Genomic DNA, 20,843 nt, shown 5'->3' with positions numbered 1-20,843 from the left:
CTTACAAAGCCTCGCATTTGCGAGGCTTTTTTATTGCCAACAATTTGATAGCTTATTGTTAACCGTTTAATTACAACCTATTGTTTTAAATGGTACTTCTTTAATTTTCTAACTGCCTCTCAGTATTCCTCACTTTTTTTACTTAATGTGGTTGTATTAACCTGTTAAACCGGCGATTTCTGGCAAATATTTCACTGGTATGTGATTTATATGACGAATTATTCACCGTATGTGTGGATTGCCAGCCAGGTGGCCTTAAACAAAATTGACAATTTTTTACCAGTCGAGATAATCCTTATCCACTTGTCGGGATCGTTTTTTGTACAAATCCAGACAGTGTCTTGTCAGGATGACAAACGAAAGGAAGCTACATGACTAATATTGGAAGCCTGCTAGAGGACGCGGCAACCCTGATGTTTACAGGGATGGCGTTTGTCTTTCTATTCCTCACCATTCTTGTCTATCTCGTTCGGCTGATGTCCAAACTGGTACCAGAAGAAGTGCCAGAGCCGATCGCTACCCCTCATAATAACAATAATGTTCAATCGTCTTCGACCAAGGTTCAGCCTCAGGTGGTTGCGGCTATTTCTGCGGCCGTTCACCAACATCGGGCTCAAGCCGCTAAATAGACGTCGTACGATTTAAAAGGAGTTTAAGAACATGTCAAAACCACTAGCTATTACCGATGTGGTGCTTCGTGATGCCCATCAGTCTCTGTTCGCCACCCGTATGCGACTGGAAGACATGCTGCCAATTGCAGCTCAACTGGATAAAATCGGATATTGGTCGTTGGAAACCTGGGGCGGGGCCACGTTTGATGCGTGTATTCGTTTTCTGGGCGAAGATCCGTGGGAACGTCTGCGTGAACTGAAGAAAGCCATGCCCAACACACCGATGCAGATGCTGTTGCGCGGACAGAACCTGCTTGGTTATCGTCACTATGCGGACGACGTGGTGGAAAAATTCGTCGAACGTGCACATGCCAATGGCATGGATGTGTTTCGTATTTTTGATGCGATGAACGATGTCCGAAACTTTCAGCGCGCGGTGAAGGCGGCGGTGGATGTCGGCGCACATGCACAAGGTACCCTGTCGTACACAACCAGCCCGGTGCACAATACAGACACCTGGGTGGATCTGGCCAAACGCCTCGAAGATCTGGGCTGTCATTCTTTGTGTATCAAAGACATGTCCGGGTTGCTTAAACCGTATGAAGCGGAAGAGTTGATCACCCGGATCAAAGCATCGTGTGCGGTTCCGCTCGCGTTGCATTGCCATGCGACGACGGGGCTGTCGACAGCCACGGCGGTCAAAGCGGCAGAAGCGGGTGTGGATATCCTCGACACCGCAATTTCCTCCATGAGCAGCACATACGGCCATACACCAACCGAAACGGTGGTCGCGATGCTGGAAGGGACGGAGCGTGATACGCAGTTGAAACTTGAACAACTGGAGCCGATTGCGGCCTATTTCCGTGATGTGCGCAAAAAATACGCGCAGTTTGAAGGTCAATTGAAAGGGGTCGACTCACGTATTCTGATTGCTCAAGTGCCTGGTGGGATGCTGACCAACATGGAAAGTCAGTTGAAAGAGCAGGGCGCAGCGGATCGTATTGACGAAGTGCTGGAAGAGATCCCACGCGTGCGTGCGGATTTGGGTTTCATTCCGTTGGTGACTCCTACCTCGCAGATTGTCGGTACCCAGGCGGTGATTAACGTGCTGACCGGTGAACGCTATAAGAGCATCACTAAAGAAACTGCCGGCGTATTGAAAGGCGAGTACGGCGCGGCGCCGGCTGAGCTCAATCAAGAGCTGCAGGCGAAAGTGCTGGATGGGGCGGAGCCGATCACTTGTCGTCCGGCGGACTTATTGACGGCTGAGCTGGATATGTTGACGGATGATCTGTTGATCAAAGCCAAAGCCGAGGGCATTTCGCTGGCCGAGGATGTGGTGGATGATGTGTTGACCTACGCGCTATTCCCGCAGGTGGGGTTAAAGTTTCTTAAGAACCGCAACAATCCGCAGGCGTTTGAGCCGGCTCCGACTCTGGAATCGGCGCAGCAGGCTGCGGCGCCAGTTGTAAAGCCTGCAGGTGGCATTGAAACGTACAGTGTCAAAGTCGATGGTCAGGTGTACGACGTCGAAGTGGGACCTCAGGGGCAACTGACCTCAGTGACGCCAGCAGGGCAAACCGCCGTTGCGGCTCAACCTGCGGTGGCCAGCAGTGCCGAAGCGGTACCGGCTCCGTTAGCGGGCAATATCTTCAAAGTGAATGTTCAGGCCGGGGCGCAGGTTGCGGAAGGCGACGTATTGCTGATCCTCGAAGCGATGAAGATGGAGACCGAAGTGCGCGCTGCGCGGGGCGGTGTCGTGCAGGATCTGCATGTCAAAGAGGGCGATTCCGTCACGGTTGGCGCACCACTGCTGAGCTTAGCGTAAGGGAGCATCATGGACGGATTATTGACCCTGTGGCGCGAAACGGGTATCGCCAATTTCCAGCTTGGCCAGATCTGTATGATTCTGGTGGGCTGTCTGTTGCTGTTTCTGGCGATTCGCAAAGGTTTTGAGCCTCTGTTGCTGTTGCCGATCGGGTTCGGTGCGATACTGGCCAACATCCCGAATGCCGGATTCACGGAACCGGGAGGCTTGCTCTATTACGTCTACCATGTGGGGATTGAGTCAGGAGTGTTCCCGCTGCTGATCTTCATGGGCGTTGGCGCAATGACCGATTTCGGCGCACTGATTGCTAACCCGAAAACCCTGTGGTTAGGCGCGGCGGCGCAGTTCGGCATTTTTGCTACCCTGTTTGGTGCGATCTTGCTGAACTACGTGCCTGGTATGGAGTTCAGTATGGCGGACGCGGCCTCGATTGCCATCATCGGGGGAGCGGATGGCCCGACGGCGATTTTCCTTGCCAGCCGGTTGTCGCCGGAGCTGCTGGGCGCGATTGCCGTGGCGGCGTACAGTTACATGGCGCTGGTGCCGATCATTCAACCCCCCATCATGAAAGCGCTGACCAATGAGCAGGAGCGTAAGATTCAGATGGCGCAGTTGCGCCACGTCGGCAAAATGGAGAAAGTTCTGTTTCCGCTGGCGGTGTTGCTGATGACCATTCTGTTTCTGCCGTCGGCGACCCCGTTGGTTGGCATGTTCTGTCTTGGCAACCTGATGCGCGAAGCGGGTGTGGTGGAGCGATTGTCCAAAACAGCACAAAACGAGCTGATCAACATTGTGACGATCTTCCTCGGACTCGGCGTGGGATCGAAACTGCAAGCGGATAAGTTCCTCAACTTGGAAACGCTGGGTATTCTGGCGCTGGGCGCAGTGGCGTTCAGTATCGGTACGGCGGCTGGGGTCTTAATGGCCAAACTGCTGAATAAGTTCTCCAAAGAAGACATTAACCCACTGATTGGGGCGGCTGGGGTTTCCGCAGTGCCGATGGCTGCGCGGGTGGTGAATAAAGTGGGCCTTCAAGCCAACTCACAGAACTTCCTGTTGATGCACGCCATGGGGCCGAATGTAGCCGGGGTGCTGGGGTCGGCCGTAGCCGCCGGTATTTTGCTGGCGCTGGTTGGGTAAATTGTCGGTGAAATTGTCACCAAGCCCATTCACGTAATGGTGATAAATGTTATATATTCAAAGGGATGCTTTCGCATCCCTTTTTCTTTTTGCACAGGGAATAACAAAATGGAAAACAAGCAGATTGCGATTACCCAATTTGGCGGCAGTGATGTCTTGGCCCTTCAAACTTCTGCGACACCCGAGCCGCAGCCGGGAGACGTGCTGATCCAGGTCGCATTTGCAGGCGTCAATCCGATTGATGTGAAGACCCGTGCAGGTTTGGGCTGGGCAGCAGCGCAGAATAAGGACAAACTGCCTTGGGTTCCGGGTTACGATGTCGCGGGCAAAGTGATTGCCGTGGGACAGGGCGTGACTCGTTTTGCCCTCGGAGACAACGTGGCGGGCTTCATTGGTTTCCCGTTGACCGGAGGGGGGTACAGTCAGTATGTCGCGGTACCCAGTCAGGCGCTGAGCCGTGTACCGGACGCGGTGACATTGGAGGCTGCCGCGGCGCTGCCATTGGCCGGACAAACGGCGGCGCAGGCGCTGAACAAAGCGCAGGTCAAAGAAGGCGACCGGGTACTGATCCTGGCGGGCGCGGGTGGTGTCGGGCATCTGGCGGTTCAAATCGCCGTAGCGGCGAAAGCAGAAGTCTACACTACCTGCAGCGAACGCAATCTCGACTATCTGGCGACACTCGGCGCTCACGCGGTCAACTATCAGTTTGCCCCGGTGTCAGAGCGCCTTAGTGATGTGGACGTACTCATCGACCTGGTCGGTGGGGACGCAGCACTGGACGCGCTGAAATGCCTCAAAGACGAGGCCCGCGTAGTGACGGTGCCGACGCTGACGGCAGAGTTGATTTGTGAAAAAGCCAAACTGCTCGGTTTTGAAGCGACCGGCATGTTGGTTGACCCCAATCCAGAGCAAATGGAGACCTTGCTGTATATGGTCAGTGTTGGCCTGCTCAAAACTGAAATTCAACATATCTATCCCCTCGAACAGGCGGCTCAGGCTCATGAGCAGATTGAGTCCGGCCGCACCCGCGGAAAGCTATTGCTCAAAATGCAATGATTGAGGCGTTCAACGCCGGATTTGAGAACATGGCGCTGTGGTTCTCGGATTCGGCTTTGTGGGTACTCTTTTTCAGCGGATTTCTCAGTGCGACTCTGTTACCCGGTGGCTCGGAAGCGGGGCTGATCGCCACCTTATCTCTTCATCAGTATGCCCCCGGCTGGGTGATATTGACCGCGACTTTAGGTAACACGCTCGGCGGTCTGACCAACTACTGGTTAGGTTGGTGGCTACCCAATCGAACTCAAGACCAAAAACATGGTCATAAAGCTCTGTATTGGTTAAATAAGTACGGCTACTGGTCTCTGTTACTCAGTTGGCTGCCCGTTGTGGGCGACCCGCTGTGTCTGGCTGCGGGCTGGCTCAGAATGCGTTTTGTGCCGAGTCTGATTTTGATTTTTGTCGGTAAAGCGCTGCGTTATGGTGCGCTTGCCGCTGTGTATTACGGTTTTTTTTAAGGAGAAGTCATGAGGAAATTCTGGCTTGGTGCGTTTTCTGTTATCGCTCTGTACGGATGCTCGAATTCTGACGCCCCTACCTCGCTCGCCTCATCTTCATTGCCATCAGGCGTCACTTTGGTGGAAAACGTCCCTGCCCAGCCGGGTAAGGTGATGATTCCTTATTCGAAATATCAATTGGAGAACGGCCTGACGGTCATTTTGTCTCCCGATCATTCTGATCCGTTGGTGCATGTTGATGTGACTTATCATGTCGGCTCGGCGCGGGAAGAAGTCGGAAAGTCCGGCTTTGCTCACTTTTTTGAGCATATGATGTTCCAGGGCTCGAAGCACGTTGGCGATCAGCAACACTTTAAACTGATCACCGAAGCGGGCGGGACGCTCAACGGCACCACCAACCGCGACCGGACTAACTATTTCGAAACCGTACCATCTAACCAACTGGAAAAAATGTTATGGCTGGAATCGGATCGCATGGGGTTCCTGTTGGATGCCGTCTCACAGCGCAAATTTGAAATTCAGCGTGATACGGTGAAAAACGAACGCGCACAGAATTTTGACAACCGGCCTTACGGCACCATGTGGGAGAAAATGGCCGAAGCCATGTATCCGGAAGGACATCCGTATTCCTGGCAGACCATCGGATACGTTGAAGATTTGGATCGGGTGGATGTGAATGATCTTAAAGCTTTCTTCTTGCGTTGGTATGGCCCCAATAACGCGGTGTTGTCGATTGGTGGGGACATTGATGTCAAGCAGACGCTGGCATGGGTCAACAAATACTTTGGTTCCATTCCCAAAGGGCCACAAGTGGATAACGCCCCGAAACAACCGGCCGTTTTACCCAACAATCGTTACGTGACGATGGAAGATCGCATTCAGCAGCCAATGGTGCTGATTGGGTGGCCGACCACCTATCGTGGTGAGGAAACACAGGCGTCGCTGGACGCGTTGGCGAATGTCCTCGGAAATGGCGCCAACAGTTTGTTGTATCAGAAGCTGGTCAAAACGCAGAAAGCGGTCGACGCCGGTGCGTTTCATGACTGCGCCGAGTTGGCGTGTAATTTCTACGTCTATGCCATGGCGCCGTCAGGGGAAAAAGGCCAGCTCAAACCGCTGTACAATGAAGTGATGCAAACGCTCAGCGGTTTTGCCCAACAAGGAGTGGACAACGACCGGCTGGAGCAAATCTCCGGTATGGCGGAAGCCAATGCTGTGTTTGCGCTGCAGAGTGTTCGAGGCAAAGTGACGCAACTGGCGTCCAACCAAACGTTTTATGGCCAACCTGATCGATTGCAGGCCAAGTTGGATCAAATTCGCGCCGTTACGCCAGACTCAGTCATGGCGGCTTATCAAGATTTCCTTAATGGTCATCCGAAAGTAACGCTGAGCATTGTCCCACGTGGTAAAACCGACTTTGCTGTGCGTAAAGCTGATTTTGTCACACCGCCGCGCAGTTTGCCCGAGTATCAAAAAATCCGTGATGATCAACTCAACTTTCGTCAAGTCAGCGATGATTTTGACCGCGCGGTGATGCCAGCGGTGGCTGAGCCAGTCAAAGCCACCATGCCGGAGTTGTACGAGTTGTATTTGGCTAATGGGACTGACGTGCTGGGAACGCAGAGCTCAGAAACGCCCACAGTACAGATTCAGTTCCGTCTGCCGGCAGGAGAGCGCCAAGTCGCGCAAGGCAAAGAAGGGCTGGCCAACCTGACGGCGTCTTTGTTGCAGGAAGGCACCACGGAGCACAGTGTTGAGCAACTTCAGGCCAAGTTGGATAAACTGGGCAGTGTGGTCAGTATTGACGCTGGTCCGTATGCCACCACGCTGAGTGTCTCCAGCCTCAAGAAGCACGTCAGCGAGACGTTGGCGGTAGTCGAAGAAATGCTGTTCAAGCCTGCGCTCAACGAAAAGGACTTCAAGCGTGTCAAACGTCAGATGCTGGAAGGTGTCGTATATCAGCATCAGAAACCGAGCTGGCTGGCCTCACAGGCTACACGTGAAGTGTTGTTTGGCAACTCGATTTTCGCCCGCACCAGCGACGGCACCCGGGCGTCGATCAGCAGCCTGACGCTCGAAGACGTCAAAGCGTTCTATCGTCAGAATTATACCCCAAACGGAGCACAAATAGTGGTAGTGGGTGACATCAGTAAAAAGTCGGTGGCGAAAGCGCTGCAATTCTTCTCGGCCAGAAAAGGTGAGCCGTCTTCGCTGTATGGCCCAGCGAGCGTCAAGCCACTTGGCGAGCAGCGTATTTATCTGGTCGACAAACCTGATGCGCCGCAGTCGGTGGTGCGTTTTGTGCGTCAGGGCTTGCCGTTTGATGCCACGGGTGAAGTGTTCCAGACGCGCCTGGCGAACTTCAATCTGGCTGGCAACTTCAACAGCCGGATCAACATGAATCTGCGTGAAGATAAAGGTTACACGTACGGCGCTGGCGCGTATTACGCCGCAAACCGAGAGGTCGGGGCCGTGGTGTTTGATGCTCAGGTCAGAGCGGATGCAACGGTGGCGTCGATTGAGGAGCTGCGTAAAGAGATGGCCCGTTACAGCGAACAGGGAATGACGGATGATGAGATGAAATTTATGCGCCTTGCCATCGGTCAACAAGAAGCGTTGAGTTATGAAACACCGTCACAGAAAGCGCAGTTGCTCAGTAATATCCTGACATACAGCCTCGATCCGGACTATCTGCAACAACGCAACCAGATAGTGGCGAGCGTGAACAAAGCGACGCTCAATCAACTGGCGAAAAAGTGGTTTAATCCGAAGGATTATCAAATTATTGTCGTCGGTGATGCAAAGCGCTTACGTCCACAGTTAGAAAAATTGGATATTCCGGTGGAAGATCTTGAAATCATGAGCCAGTAGCCTCATAAATTAGAGAATGTGCAAAGAGGGCAAAAGCGCTTGCCCTCGAATTGACCCAAAGCCTGCCTGAAAGTCAGCCTTCAGGCACAGATAATAAGCGAACCTCATTTTGACTGATTTTGCTGCACGACTCGAGGTCGTCGCCCAACACCCGCAAGTGTTCAAACAGTTTGGCCGTGGTGTAGAGCGAGAGACTCTGCGATACCAACAAGACGGCAAACTGGCCACGACACCTCACCCACAGGGGTTGGGATCGGCATACAGTAATGACCTGATTACGACGGACTTTTCTGAATCTCTGCTGGAATTTATTACTCCGGTGTCACGCGATATCGACACTTTAATGGCCCAGTTGGAAGACATTCATCACTTTACCCAGACCAAGCTGGGGGATGAGAAAATGTGGCCGTTGTCGATGCCGTGTTATGTCGGTGATGAAAGCGACATTAACTTAGCGCAGTACGGCAGCTCCAACGCAGGGAAAATGAAAACCCTGTACCGTGAAGGTCTCAAACGCCGTTACGGCAGTCTGATGCAAATTATTTCCGGGGTGCACTTCAATTTTTCTTTCCCGGAGAGTTTCTGGGATGCGCTGTTTGGTGAGCAAAGCGAGCATGAGCGTGAAGTCTCCCGCTCCCAGGCCTACTTTGGTCTGATCCGGAACTACTACCGCTTTGGTTGGCTGATCCCGTTTTTCTTTGGCGCATCGCCGGCATTGTGTCCGTCGTTTATTCAGGGTCGCGAAACCCGACTGCCGTTTGAACATATCGGCAAGACTTTGTTTCTGCCGCAGTCTACGTCACTGCGCCTGAGTGATCTGGGCTACACCAACCATGCCCAGAGCGCGCTGAAAATCGGCTTTAACAGCTTGGATGAATACCTGCAAGGGCTCAATCAGGCGATCCGGACCCCCTCGGATGAATTTGCGCAAATCGGTGTCAAAGTGGACGGCGAATACCGCCAGCTCAACACTAATGTGCTGCAGATTGAAAATGAACTCTATGCGCCAATCCGGCCGAAGCGTGTCGCGCGCAGCGGAGAGAAACCGTCGGAAGCGCTGGCGCGTGGCGGAGTGGAATACATTGAAGTGCGTTCACTGGATGTGAACCCCTTCAGCCCGGTGGGTATCACGCCTGAGCAGGTGCGCTTTCTTGATCTGTTCCTGACCTGGGCGGTGCTGTCGGACTCGGATCCAATGGACTTTTGTGAGCAAGCCTGTTGGCGGGACAACTGGAACAAAGTGATACTCGAAGGCCGCAAGCCTGGTCTGGAGCTGCAGATTGGCTGCGACGGTGAGCGTCTGACGTTGCAGACGTGGGCCAAACGAGTGTTTGCTGATTTGAGGCGTATTGCGCAGTACATGGACGCTGCGCATGGCACTGATGACTATCAGGCGGTGTGTGACAAGCTGGAGCAATGGATTGATAACCCACAACTGACCATTTCAGCGCAGCTGTTGGAGCTGACCAAGGAGCTGGGCGGACTGGGAGGCGTGGGCTGTTCGCTGGGGAAAGAGTACCGTCAGCATCATCTGGCGCATCAGTACAAGGTGTACAGCGAATCGCACATGGAGCAGGAAGTCATTGCGTCGTGTGTGAAACAGAAAGCGGCGGAAGACGCCGACACACAGAGTTTTGATGAGTTCTTAAGCGATTATTTTGCTTATCTGAAATAAGGGAATAAGATGACAATCTCGCCGACTCAATGCGCTGTTGCCGGCCTGGTGAGCCTGATGTTGACCGGATGTGCCACCGCGCCGCCTAAGCAACAGAACAACATCTGCGAGATTTTCCGCGAAAAGCCGTCCTGGTATGAAGATGCATTAGCGATGCAGGAGCAGTGGGGCACGCCGATAAATGTTGCGATGGCGTTTGTGAAACAGGAGAGCAGTTTCCGTCACGATGCTAAGCCGCCTAAAGATTACCTGCTGGGGTTTATCCCCTGGGGCCGGGTCAGCAGCGCTTACGGGTACGCTCAGGCACAGGATCCAGCCTGGGAGGATTTCCAGGATGCGACCGGAACTGGCGGCTCGCGCAGCAACTTTGATGACTCACTGATGTTTATTGGCTGGTACACCACAGAGACCCGGCGCCAACTGGGGATTTCATTGTGGGACCCGTATAACCAGTATCTGGCTTATCATGAAGGTCGGGGGGGCTATAAGCGCAAAACCTACAATGCCAAACCGTCGTTGAAGCGGGTGGCAAGGAAAGTGGAAAAACAGGCCAAAGATTATGGCTGGCAACTGAAACAGTGCCGCCAGGAGCTGGAAGACAACCGAAGCTGGTTTTTCTGATATCAGCAGTGGTCAATACGGACAGGGAGAGAAGGACAATGCCGTTACTCGATAGTTTTACTGTGGATCATACCCGGATGCATGCCCCGGCGGTGCGCGTGGCGAAAACCATGCAGACACCAAAAGGCGACACGATCACGGTCTTCGATCTGCGATTCACCATCCCGAATAAGGATATTTTGTCGGAACGTGGGATCCACACTCTAGAGCATCTGTTTGCAGGTTTCATGCGTGCCCACCTCAATGGCGATGGCGTGGAGATCATCGATATTTCGCCGATGGGCTGTCGCACTGGCTTTTACATGAGTTTGATTGGCACCCCGGACGAGTCGCGTGTGGCGCAGGCCTGGCTGGCAGCAATGCAGGATGTCCTGAAAGTGGAGAGCCAGAATAAGATACCGGAGTTGAACGAGTACCAGTGTGGTACCGCCGCAATGCATTCACTGCGGGAAGCGCAACAGATCGCTCAGAGTGTGATTAGCTGCGGGATCGCCGTCAACCGGAATGACGAACTGGCGTTGCCGGACAGCATGCTCAAAGAGTTGAAAGTCGACTGAGCAGCAGAAGAGCAAAAAAGCCCTGGCAAGATGTCCAGGGCTTTTTTTGCACGGCTGGTCAGTGTTTGTTCTTCGTTCGTTTCGGGAAGACGCGCACCAGTTTGATGCGGTTCTCTTCCAGCTCAACAATCTCCATCGGATGGCCGGACACCTGCACACTGAGGTGACTCTCGGGAATGTCTTCCAGGTGTTCGAGAATCAGACCGTTGAGGGTGCGTGGTCCGTCTGTGGGCAGTTTCCACTTCAAACCTTTGTTGATATCGCGAATGTTAGCACTGCCCTCAATCAGGAAGCTGCCATCACCTTGTGGGGTGATTTCATCCGACAAACTTGGTGCGATGGAGGTGGTGAATTCACCAACGATCTCTTCCAGAATGTCTTCCAGAGTGATCAACCCGTTGATATCGCCATACTCATCGACAATCAGACCAATTCGTTGCTTGTTGCGCTGGAATTTGAGCAACTGGACATTGAGCGGTGTGCTTTCCGGAATGAAGTACACTTCATCGGCGGCGCGCAGCAGTGTCTCTTTGTTGAATTCATTTTTTTCCAACATCAGACGATACGCTTCACGCAGACGCAGCATACCCACCGCTTCGTCGATTTGGTCACGGTAGAGCACGATGCGGCCGTGTGGTGAGTGGGTCAACTGACGCACAATCGATTTCCAGTCGTCATTGATGTCGATACCGGTGATCTCGTTACGCGGGACCATGATGTCGTTGACCGTAACATGCTCCAGATCGAGGATCGAGATCAGCATGTCCTGGTGACGGCGCGGGATCAGGCCACCGGCTTCATTAACGACGGTCCGCAGCTCCTCCGAACTCAGGTGGTCAGCGCCACCATGATCCGCAGTAACGCCCAGCAGGCGAATAAAACCGTTGGTGATGAAGTTGACCAGTAACACCAGTGGCGACAAAAGTTTCATCAGCAGCGAAAGCAGAACACTACTGGCGTAAGAGACCCGTTCCGGGTACAGCGCCGCCAGCGTTTTTGGGGTCACTTCGGCAAACACCAGGATCACCAGGGTGAGGACACCAGTGGCGATCGCCACCCCGATATCCCCGTAGAGGCGCATACCAAGAATGGTGGCAATGGCTGAGGCGAGAATGTTAACCAGGTTGTTGCCGATAAGGATGAGGCCAATGAGGCGGTCAGGTCGGTCGAGCATTTTTTCGACGCGTTTGGCGCCTTTGTGGCCACTGTTGGCCAGGTGCTTAAGACGGTAACGGTTCAGAGACATCATGCCGGTTTCTGAACCTGAAAAGTAGCCGGAAATGACGATAAGACACGCCAGAATCGCAAACAAAATACCCGTTGAAATGTCTTCCAAAACTTACGTTATCCTTAAAATGTCCTGGTTAAGTTATGACCGAACGAGGTCATGATGTCAATCTCGCTAGCCGGGGCAGGTATTGTAAAAGAAAGGTGCATTTTATGCACCTTCTCTCAATGGGTTAGGTCAGAATGATCTCGCGGACAAAGCGACTGCCGAAGTAGGCCAGTGTCAGCAGAGTCGCCCCCGCGACGGCAAACCAGGTCACCTTGCGGCCACGCCAGCCTTTCTGATAGTGCCCCCACAGCAAGATGGAATAGACGATCCAGGCGATAAACGACAGGATCGCTTTGTGGGCTTTGCCCTGCGCGAACATATCCTGAACAAAGGCGTAGCCTGTTACCAAAGTCCCGGTCAGCAAAAGCGTACCGATCAGAATGATCTTGAAAAGCTGACGTTCCACCATCATTAAAGGAGGCAGGTTAGGATTGATCGCCAGCGCTTTCTTGCTTTTGAGTTTGTAATCCAGCCATGCCAACTGTAGAGCGTACAACGCACCGATGGTCAGGGTGGAATAAGAGAACAGCGCCAGAGAAATGTGGATCAGCAGTTTCGGATTGGTTTCCAGATGCGTGATGAAGGTGCTGGGTAAAAATGTCGCGGCGGAAAGGTTGATGGCTGCAAAGCTGTAAACCACAGGCAGCAGGAACCACAACCGTGTTTTGAGCATCGCAACACTCATGACGACGGAAATGATAAAGCTGATCAGAGAGGCGACATTGAGAATGCTCAGATTCTGCCCGGTTCCTTCCAGGATCAGATCACTCAGTAGCCAGGCATGAAACACAAGAGCAAGCGTGGCACTGACCAGTACGGTTTTGGCTCGGATGCCGGTCTGATGCACCAGACCCGGAACTATGGTTGCAATCGCCAGCACGTACAGCATGGCAGCAACAACAGCGATTAAGGTGTCCATTTCTCTCGTAAAACTGTTGGGTGAATTGTCGAATTATACCTTGCATCAAGCGCTTGGGCTATGTTCGATCCAGATCCAATTGTGCTAGATGAGAGATCAAAACAAGTTTGCTTTGTTATAACGGGTGTCCAGCACCCGCTGGCTAAGGTATACTCGCATCAATAATCGCCTATAAGCGAAGAGAGAAGTATGTTTGAGAATTTAACGGATCGATTATCCAAAACGCTGAAAAATCTCAGCGGTAAAGGTCGTCTGACCGAAGAGAACATCAAAGACACCCTGCGTGAAGTACGCATGGCGCTGCTGGAAGCGGATGTCGCACTGCCAGTCGTACGTGAGTTCATCAAGCGCGTGAAAGAGCGCGCCGTCGGTGTGGAAGTGTCGAAATCCCTGACTCCGGGGCAAGAGTTCATCAAGATCGTTCAGGCGGAACTGGAAGCCGTGATGGGCGAGTCGAACGAAGCACTGAACCTGGCGGCGCAGCCGCCTGCGGTGATTCTGATGGCGGGCTTGCAAGGGGCCGGTAAAACCACTTCGGTCGGTAAACTGTCTAAGTTACTGAAAGAGCGTGATAAGAAGAAAGTGCTGGTGGTGTCGGCGGACGTGTATCGCCCGGCGGCGATCAAACAGCTCGAAACACTGGCCAATGATCTGGGGGTGGACTTCTTCCCATCGTCACCGGATCAGAAACCGATCGACATTGCGAACGCTGCCATCGATCACGCCAAGAAAAAGTTCTATGACGTGCTGCTGGTCGATACCGCAGGTCGTCTGGCGGTGGATGAGCAGATGATGGCGGAAATCCAGCAGCTGCACTCGGCGATCGACCCGGTGGAAACGCTGTTTGTGGTCGATGCCATGACAGGTCAGGATGCGGCTAATACGGCGAAAGCGTTTGGTGATGCACTGCCACTGACCGGTGTGATCCTGACGAAAGTCGACGGTGATGCCCGCGGCGGTGCTGCGCTGTCGGTGCGTCATATCACAGGCAAACCGATCAAGTTCCTGGGGGTGGGTGAAAAGACCGATGCTCTGGAACCGTTCCATCCGGATCGCGTTGCCTCGCGTATTCTGGGCATGGGCGATGTGCTGTCACTGATCGAAGATCTGCAGCGCAACGTTGACCAGGAAAAAGCGGAAAAACTGGCCAAGAAGTTCAAAGAGAAGAAAGGCTTTGATCTGGAAGATTTCCGTGAGCAGTTAGGTCAGATGCAAAACATGGGTGGCATGATGGGGATGCTGGATAAGCTGCCTGGCATGTCGCAATTGCCATCGGATGTGAAAGACAAAGTCGATGACAAAGTCTTTAAACAGATGGAAGCGATCATCAGCTCGATGACGATGAAAGAGCGTCACAACCCGGACCTCATCAAAGGCTCGCGCAAAAAACGTATCGCTGCCGGTTCAGGAACTCAGGTTCAGGACGTCAACCGCCTGCTGAAACAGTTCACCCAAATGCAGAAGATGATGAAGAAAATGCAGAAAGGTGGCATGAAAGGCATGATGCGCAACATGCAGGGCATGATGGGTGGCATGGGCGGCGGCGGTGGTTTTAACCCGTTTGGTCGCTGAGAAGGGCGCTGAATTCGTCACCAAGTTTATTTTCAGGGTGTTAGCCACATCACAAACTTAAATCCGGATTTATGTTGGTGAAAAAGTAGCTAAATCCCTTGCAATACTTCGGAATAAGAGTAAAATTCCGGAGCTTTATTTTGGCACGAGACCCCAGATTGCTTAGTAAAATGAGCGGTTAATGGGGTTAATTTTATTTTTGAGAAAGCAAAGAGGACGATATGGTAACCATTCGTTTGGCACGTCACGGCGCTAAAAAGCGTCCATTCTATCAAATCGTAGTAGCGGACAGCCGCAATTCTGCAACTGGCCGTTTCATCGAGAAAGTAGGTTTCTTTAACCCTACTGCTCAAGGTCAAGAAGAAGGTCTACGTCTGGACCTGGATCGCGTTAACCACTGGGTTGGTCAAGGCGCATCTCTGTCTGACCGCGTAGCTAAGCTGGTTAAAGACGCTCAAAAAGCGGCTTAATTGAATAGCTTACATTCGATGGAAGGTAAAGAAACAATGAGCAAGCAAGGCGATAAAATCGTCGTAGGCAAGTTTGGTGCTACTTACGGCATTCGTGGCTGGCTTAAAGTTTTTTCCTTCACAGACAATGCTGAAAGCATTTTCGATTACAGCCCTTGGTTTGTGAACCATAAGGGCGAGTGGGTCGAGTACAAAGTAGAAAGCTGGAAGCGCCATAACAAAGGTATGGTGGCTAAGCTGGAAGGCATGGATATTCGTGAAGACGCGCATCTGTTGACGAACTTTGAAATTGCAATTGACCCGGCGGTACTGCCTGAATTGTCAGAAGATGAATTCTACTGGCGTGAGTTGTTCGGAATGCAGGTTGTGACCACGAAAGGTTACGATCTGGGCGTGGTGACTGACATGTTGGAAACCGGCTCGAACGATGTTCTGGTAGTGAAAGCGAATCTGAAAGATGCTTTCGGACAAAAGGAACGTTTAATTCCGTTCCTTGAAGAGCAAGTGATCGTAAAAGTCGATCGCCAAGCTCAACGGATCGAAGTTGACTGGGATCCTGGATTTTAACTCCAAGTAACGGAGCGACAGAACAATGTGGGTTGGCGTAATCAGCCTTTTTCCAGAAATGTTCCGCAGCGTTACTGATTATGGAGTAACAGGCCAGGCGGTAAAAAAAGGTCTTTTGTCGGTTGCTTGCTGGAATCCTCGTGATTTCACACACGACAAACATCGCACTGTCGATGATCGACCTTACGGTGGTGGCCCCGGTATGTTGATGATGGTTCAGCCTTTGCGCGACGCCATTGATGCAGCCAAACAAGCCTCACCGGGAAAGACGAAAGTCATTTATCTCTCTCCGCAAGGTCGTAAACTCGACCAACAAGGTGTGGAGGAGCTGGCAACAAATGAGAACTTGCTTCTGATTTGTGGCCGCTATGAAGGGGTAGATGAGCGCATCATTCAATCGGAAGTTGACGAAGAATGGTCAATTGGCGATTTTGTGATGACGGGTGGTGAGATACCAGCCATGACGCTGATCGACTCGGTGTCCCGGTTCATTCCGGGTGTGCTGGGGGATTTTGCATCGGCAGAGGAAGACTCTTTTGCCAATGGCTTACTGGATTGTCCTCACTACACGCGTCCTGAGATGTTGGATGGGATTGAAGTACCTGCGGTGCTCAAATCCGGCAACCACAAGGACATTCGTCGTTGGCGATTGAAACAATCGCTGGGCCGTACCTGGCTGAGAAGACCAGAGCTCCTGGAAAACCTAGCTCTGACTGACGAACAGGAACAATTACTGGCTGAGTTCATTAAAGAGCACAGAACCCAGTAACCTATTTTATTTAGTATCAGTTTATTCTAGGAATTTTAAAAATGAGTAACATCATCAAAGCTCTTGAGCAAGAGCAAATGAAACAAGACCTGCCTAAATTTGCACCAGGTGACACTGTTGTAGTTCAGGTTAAAGTAAAAGAAGGTGAGCGTGAGCGTCTACAGGCTTTTGAAGGCGTTGTAATCGCAATCCGTAACCGTGGTCTTCACTCTGCTTTCACTGTACGTAAGATCTCTAACGGTGAAGGTGTTGAGCGTACGTTCCAAACACACTCTCCAATCGTTGATAGCATCGAAGTTAAACGCCGCGGTGCAGTACGTCGTGCCAAGCTGTACTACCTGCGTGAGCGTTCTGGTAAGTCTGCTCGTATCAAAGAGAAACTTGCTAAGAAGTAATGCTATAACTAGCGTTCTCATCGTAAAAACGGAGCCCCAGGGCTCCGTTTTTTTATTGTGCGTAACAGATACCGCGCACTTGTGAACCGCGCCTACAAAAAAGGCCGATACCGGGTATCAGCCTATTTATGACGAGATTACTGATCTTCTGACCAGCCATCGCTGTCGGACATGTCCGGAGCTCCGGGAATCGATTTCTCTTCGTCTGCCCACTCGCCAAAATCTATCATCTGACACTGTTTGCTGCAGAAGGGGCGGAATGGGCTTTGCGCACCCCATTCAACGTCGGCGCCACATTGCGGGCATTTGACCACGGTTTGTTTTTTCGACATGGATACCATCCAATAGCAGAATTTGCGTTATTGTCGGTGCAGCGGCTCGGAATTGCAACCGTACCGAAGGCGCCAGCGGTTTAACCGCACACCGCTAAATCAAATTCAATATTCTGAGTGCTGGCCTGACCGCTTTCAAAATCCATAAACTTGATCGCGAAGCGATTCTTGTGGCCGGATATCATCGGGTAGACCCCATATTCGACCGGGATTTTGAGACGTAGGATATTGGCTTCGTCGGCATCGCTCTGGAAAAAGCCAGCTTGTGCCTGCCGGGCACGAAACTGACCGGTCTCACGGGTCAATTTGAGCCACAGCTCCAGTGCGTTGGCCAGAGGTTCCAGACTGCGCATCCACTGACTGGCATCGTCAATTTTGCGCTCTACCGGGCGGTGCAGCCAGTGGTGAAGCGCTGGTAAATCGAAACAACAGGCGCCGCCGGGCAGGTTGAATCGTTGACGGATCATGCTGAGAAAGCGGTCTTCTTTGAAGCTCTGACCAAAGCGTTCAGCGCCCATCAACTCACTGTAGGCCTGGTCCACTTCGCTGAGGATCTGATCCAGCATTTCCTGATCCACGCCTTCGACATTGCGCCAGTTGCGATACGTCTGGCGTTGTTTTTCAATGTCCTTGGCCAGTTCGCTTTTCAGCTGGATCTGTTCAAAAATTTCCAGCAGATCGAACAAAGAGCGGAAAAACAGTAAGTGCTGTAACTCATCGGTGAACTGAGACGAAACGTGCAGTTGGTTGAGCAGGGACTCAACGCGCAGATACATGCGTGTTTTCTCGTTTAGCGGATGTTCAAAGTAATGAGTGGTCATCGAGTTAGCCTTACGTTGTTATGCCTCTATTCTCACAGATCTTTCCCACAGAGTGCCAGATACTTTTGGTGTAATTTTGTGATTTGAGGCAAAAGTTTCTGGTTTTCAGTATCATTTTTAATCACATCGTCAGCAATGGCTAAACGTTGCTCGCGGCTTGCCTGTGCTTGAAGGATCGCGCGGGCCTGTTGCTCAGAAACATCGTCTCGCACCATGGTACGCGCGACTTGTGTGTGTTCTTCGACATCGACAACCAGCACTCGGTCAGCCATGCTCTGCAGGTCGTTTTCCACCATCAGCGGGATCACCAGTAAAGCGTAAGCAGAGCTGACTTCCTGTAGATCATCACGCATCTTCTGACGGATCATCGGGTGCAGCAATTGGTTAAGCCAGTTTTTCTCCGCCGGATCAGAAAAAATTTTTTCACGCAGCGCCGCGCGATTGAGCAGGCCTTCCGGAGTCAGAATGTCTTCACCGAAACGTTTGATGATGGCTTTCAGGCCTGGTGTGCCGGGTTCGACCACCTCGCGGGCGACGACGTCGGCGTCGATAACATCAATACCAAAGTGATCGCGAAACAGGTTTGCGACCGTTGTTTTCCCACTGGCGATACCGCCAGTGAGCCCGATTACCAATGCCATAGTTACAGCCCTAATAGTGTCGACAGATACAGGTTCATGATTTGAGAACCCCACATCATACAGACCCAGCCAGCAATCGCCAGATACGGACCGAATGGAAATGCATTATCGATCCCCTGTTTTTGCCATTTCAGTTGCAGCAGGCCAAATATGACGCCCACCACGGAAGAGAGCAGAATGACCAGCGGCAACGACTGCCAGCCGAGCCAGGCCCCCAACGCTGCCAACAATTTGAAGTCGCCGTACCCCATGCCTTCTTTGCCGGTCAACAGTTTAAACCCCCAGTACACCAGCCACAGCGAGAGGTATCCGGCGACGGCACCAATGACGGCATCTTGCAAGGACACCGGACTGATACCCAATAGTGCCAGAACGATACCGGCCCAGGTCAGCGGCAGGGTTAGTTGATCGGGAAGCAGCATGGTGTCGAGATCAATGAAAGTCGCCGCGAGCAGCACAAAACTGAAAAACAGCAAACTGATGGCATAATCGCTGAAACCGAACCGCAGACTGATCGCCAGACACAAACTGGCACTTAGCAGCTCGACTAACGGATAGCGGGCACTGATGCGCGCCTGACAAGTTCGGCAGCGTCCTTTAAGGAGCAACCAACTGAGCAGCGGAATGTTGTCGCGTACCCGGATCGGAGCGTGGCAGTGCGGGCAACGGGAAGCGGGGATACTGAGCGTCAGCTTGCCTTCTGGGATGGGCAGCTGGTATTCCGGAAATGATTCGGCACATTCCGTGCGCCACTCTCGTTCCATAATTTGCGGCAGGCGATGGATCACCACGTTCAGAAAACTGCCGATGATCAGGCCAAATACGGTGGCGAAAACGGGAAACAGCCACGGGTAAAAGTGAAAGATGTCCATATAAAAACTCAGTTGCGTGCCACTTTACAAGCACGTCCGCCGTTAGGCTGGTCGTCTTGAGGAGAAAAATACGACATTTTGTCGTCTGTCGCTAATCTTATCCTAACACGCTCATTAAATTAAAGATTGGCAAGTACATGGCGATCACCAGACCACCAACCAGCCCACCGAGTAGCAGGATCAAGACGGGCTCAATCAGTTTACCCAGGTTATCTACGCTGTTTTCGACGTCGTGTTCGTACAGGTCGGCCACTTTATTGAGCATCTCGTCCAGACGCCCCGCTTGTTCGCCAATCATTACCATCTGAATCATCAGCTCAGGAAAGATCTGATGCCGACGCATTGCATGATGCAAGGCAATACCCGCTGCGGCGTCGTGACACAACTGCTCGGCGGCGAACTGATAATGCAGGTTGCCGCAAGTCCGTGCGCCGCCCTGCAGAGATTGCAGTATCGGGACGCCGGCTGCAAAGCTGGTGGCGAGTGTGCGACTGAAACGAGCCAGCGCCGCTTTGCGAAGTAGCCCACCAAATACAGGTAAGCTCAACACCCATTGATGGCTTCGTCGTCGCAGCCGCTCAGAGCGGCTGCGTAAGGCGTTGAGTGTCAGAATCGCCAGTAAAATGCCAGCGAGCGCCGTCAGGCCGGCCTGGCGCATCAGTTCTGAGGCATGAATGACCTGGCGTGTGAACCATGGCAGCTGGGCCCCAAAGCCGCGAAACATGGCTTCGAACTCTGGGATCACCATGGTCAGCATCAGATAAGTGACCAGCACGGCGGCTGCGATGACCACGGCCGGGTAAATCAGGGCTTTAATTACTTTGGCCCGCAGTTGCTCACTGTTTTCCCGGTAGCTGGCCAGGCGGCAGAATATGCGACTTAACTGGCCGGATTGCTCGGCGCTGGCGACCAGCGCAATGTACACCGGATCGAACGCGCCCAGGGCGCTGCGCAGACTGTCAGACAACGGGGTGCCGGCTTCCACCCGGCCAATCACACCATTGAGCAGGGCCTGCATTGCGTGGTTTCGATGATGATCACGCACCAGGTTGAGAGCGTCGAGTATCGGTACGCCGCTGGAAAGCATGGTTGCGAGTTGGCGAGTGAACAGCGTAATGTCACGAGAGGCGATCCGGGTGGTGAACCGGCTCAGCAGTGGCCGGGCACATGGACGAATCCGGGCTAAGCGGATGTGTTGCTCGTTGAGATGTCGGCGGACCTCACTTTCACTGCCAGCGAGCAGAGAGCCCGCACGTTTTTGGCCATGCTGGTCACGCCCCTGCCAGCGAAAGTAACTTAAGGATTGACGCGGATTGTGTTGTGTCATCGTAT

General features: G+C 52.6%; 21 protein-coding genes. 14 read left to right on the top strand and 7 right to left on the bottom strand.

The genetic code is table 11. The annotated features are described in order from the left end of the window. Positions 1 to 371: 371 nt before the first annotated feature. The 9 genes from VPR01S_RS12885 (at position 372) to luxS (ending at position 10,817) form a co-directional block, all read left to right on the top strand. Positions 372 to 629 carry an oxaloacetate decarboxylase subunit gamma gene (locus VPR01S_RS12885; RefSeq protein WP_021705776.1) on the top strand — a complete coding sequence of 86 codons (258 nt, stop codon included), beginning with the start codon at positions 372 to 374 and terminating at the stop codon, positions 627 to 629. 31 nt (positions 630 to 660) lie between these two features. After that, a complete protein-coding gene (gene oadA / locus VPR01S_RS12880; RefSeq protein ID WP_021705775.1) occupies positions 661 to 2,439 on the top strand; it encodes a sodium-extruding oxaloacetate decarboxylase subunit alpha in 1,779 nt (592 codons plus the stop codon). 9 nt (positions 2,440 to 2,448) lie between these two features. Next, positions 2,449 to 3,579 (top strand): sodium ion-translocating decarboxylase subunit beta, encoded by a 1,131-nt coding sequence (locus VPR01S_RS12875; protein WP_021705774.1) that lies wholly within the window; start codon positions 2,449 to 2,451, stop codon positions 3,577 to 3,579. Positions 3,580 to 3,687: 108 nt separating this feature from the next. Next, positions 3,688 to 4,635 (top strand): NADP-dependent oxidoreductase, encoded by a 948-nt coding sequence (locus VPR01S_RS12870; RefSeq protein WP_021705773.1) that lies wholly within the window; start codon positions 3,688 to 3,690, stop codon positions 4,633 to 4,635. Then, the gene (locus tag VPR01S_RS12865; RefSeq protein ID WP_021705772.1) at positions 4,632 to 5,093 is read left to right on the top strand and encodes a YqaA family protein; all 462 of its coding nucleotides are present in this window, start codon (positions 4,632 to 4,634) and stop codon (positions 5,091 to 5,093) included. The genes VPR01S_RS12870 and VPR01S_RS12865 overlap by 4 nt, the downstream gene beginning before the upstream one ends. Before the next feature lie 9 nt (positions 5,094 to 5,102). After that, the gene (locus VPR01S_RS12860; RefSeq protein ID WP_021705771.1) at positions 5,103 to 7,964 is read left to right on the top strand and encodes a M16 family metallopeptidase; all 2,862 of its coding nucleotides are present in this window, start codon (positions 5,103 to 5,105) and stop codon (positions 7,962 to 7,964) included. 109 nt (positions 7,965 to 8,073) lie between these two features. Then, positions 8,074 to 9,639 (top strand): glutamate--cysteine ligase, encoded by a 1,566-nt coding sequence (gene gshA / locus VPR01S_RS12855; RefSeq protein WP_021705770.1) that lies wholly within the window; start codon positions 8,074 to 8,076, stop codon positions 9,637 to 9,639. Positions 9,640 to 9,648: 9 nt separating this feature from the next. Continuing rightward, positions 9,649 to 10,260, top strand: coding sequence for a transglycosylase SLT domain-containing protein (locus VPR01S_RS12850; RefSeq protein WP_021705769.1), 612 nt, complete (start codon positions 9,649 to 9,651; stop codon positions 10,258 to 10,260). 38 nt (positions 10,261 to 10,298) lie between these two features. Beyond that, positions 10,299 to 10,817, top strand: coding sequence for an S-ribosylhomocysteine lyase (gene luxS / locus VPR01S_RS12845; protein ID WP_021705768.1), 519 nt, complete (start codon positions 10,299 to 10,301; stop codon positions 10,815 to 10,817). Positions 10,818 to 10,875: 58 nt separating this feature from the next. On the opposite strand, the gene VPR01S_RS12840 is transcribed toward luxS, so the two are convergent. Together VPR01S_RS12840 and VPR01S_RS12835 are read right to left on the bottom strand one after the other, a co-directional pair. Further along, positions 10,876 to 12,153, bottom strand: a complete 1,278-nt coding sequence (locus VPR01S_RS12840) for an HlyC/CorC family transporter (protein ID WP_021705767.1) — start codon at positions 12,151 to 12,153, stop codon at positions 10,876 to 10,878. A 124-nt stretch (positions 12,154 to 12,277) separates the two neighbouring features. Further along, a complete protein-coding gene (locus tag VPR01S_RS12835; protein WP_021705766.1) occupies positions 12,278 to 13,072 on the bottom strand; it encodes a cytochrome C assembly family protein in 795 nt (264 codons plus the stop codon). A gap of 189 nt (positions 13,073 to 13,261) precedes the next feature. On the opposite strand from VPR01S_RS12835, the gene ffh reads away from it, so the two are divergent. From ffh to rplS, 5 genes are all read left to right on the top strand, one after another. Continuing rightward, positions 13,262 to 14,644, top strand: coding sequence for a signal recognition particle protein (gene ffh / locus VPR01S_RS12830; RefSeq protein ID WP_021705765.1), 1,383 nt, complete (start codon positions 13,262 to 13,264; stop codon positions 14,642 to 14,644). A gap of 221 nt (positions 14,645 to 14,865) precedes the next feature. Next, positions 14,866 to 15,114 (top strand): 30S ribosomal protein S16, encoded by a 249-nt coding sequence (gene rpsP / locus VPR01S_RS12825; protein WP_021705764.1) that lies wholly within the window; start codon positions 14,866 to 14,868, stop codon positions 15,112 to 15,114. Positions 15,115 to 15,132: 18 nt separating this feature from the next. After that, positions 15,133 to 15,681 (top strand): ribosome maturation factor RimM, encoded by a 549-nt coding sequence (gene rimM, locus VPR01S_RS12820; RefSeq protein WP_021705763.1) that lies wholly within the window; start codon positions 15,133 to 15,135, stop codon positions 15,679 to 15,681. 25 nt (positions 15,682 to 15,706) lie between these two features. Continuing rightward, the gene (gene trmD / locus VPR01S_RS12815) at positions 15,707 to 16,450 is read left to right on the top strand and encodes a tRNA (guanosine(37)-N1)-methyltransferase TrmD (protein WP_021705762.1); all 744 of its coding nucleotides are present in this window, start codon (positions 15,707 to 15,709) and stop codon (positions 16,448 to 16,450) included. Positions 16,451 to 16,491: 41 nt separating this feature from the next. Beyond that, on the top strand, positions 16,492 to 16,845 hold the full coding sequence (rplS, locus tag VPR01S_RS12810; protein WP_021705761.1) for a 50S ribosomal protein L19: 354 nt from the start codon (positions 16,492 to 16,494) through the stop codon (positions 16,843 to 16,845). 137 nt (positions 16,846 to 16,982) lie between these two features. On the opposite strand, the gene yacG is transcribed toward rplS, so the two are convergent. The 5 genes from yacG to VPR01S_RS12785 all read right to left on the bottom strand — a co-directional run bounded on the left by yacG (position 16,983) and on the right by VPR01S_RS12785 (position 20,838). After that, positions 16,983 to 17,177: a DNA gyrase inhibitor YacG gene (gene yacG, locus VPR01S_RS12805; protein WP_021705760.1), complete on the bottom strand. Its 195-nt coding sequence runs from the start codon at positions 17,175 to 17,177 to the stop codon at positions 16,983 to 16,985. Between the two features lie 80 nt (positions 17,178 to 17,257). Further along, positions 17,258 to 17,998, bottom strand: coding sequence for a cell division protein ZapD (gene zapD, locus VPR01S_RS12800; protein WP_021705759.1), 741 nt, complete (start codon positions 17,996 to 17,998; stop codon positions 17,258 to 17,260). A 32-nt stretch (positions 17,999 to 18,030) separates the two neighbouring features. Further along, a complete protein-coding gene (gene coaE / locus VPR01S_RS12795; protein WP_021705758.1) occupies positions 18,031 to 18,639 on the bottom strand; it encodes a dephospho-CoA kinase in 609 nt (202 codons plus the stop codon). A 2-nt stretch (positions 18,640 to 18,641) separates the two neighbouring features. Continuing rightward, positions 18,642 to 19,511, bottom strand: a complete 870-nt coding sequence (locus VPR01S_RS12790) for a prepilin peptidase (RefSeq protein ID WP_021705757.1) — start codon at positions 19,509 to 19,511, stop codon at positions 18,642 to 18,644. A gap of 97 nt (positions 19,512 to 19,608) precedes the next feature. Next, on the bottom strand, positions 19,609 to 20,838 hold the full coding sequence (locus VPR01S_RS12785; protein WP_021705756.1) for a type II secretion system F family protein: 1,230 nt from the start codon (positions 20,836 to 20,838) through the stop codon (positions 19,609 to 19,611). Positions 20,839 to 20,843: the final 5 nt, after the last annotated feature.

Origin of the sequence: Vibrio proteolyticus NBRC 13287, from assembly GCF_000467125.1 — a bacterium.
Lineage (GTDB): Bacteria > Pseudomonadota > Gammaproteobacteria > Enterobacterales > Vibrionaceae > Vibrio > Vibrio proteolyticus.
This window is presented reverse-complemented; position numbering and strand designations above follow the sequence as displayed.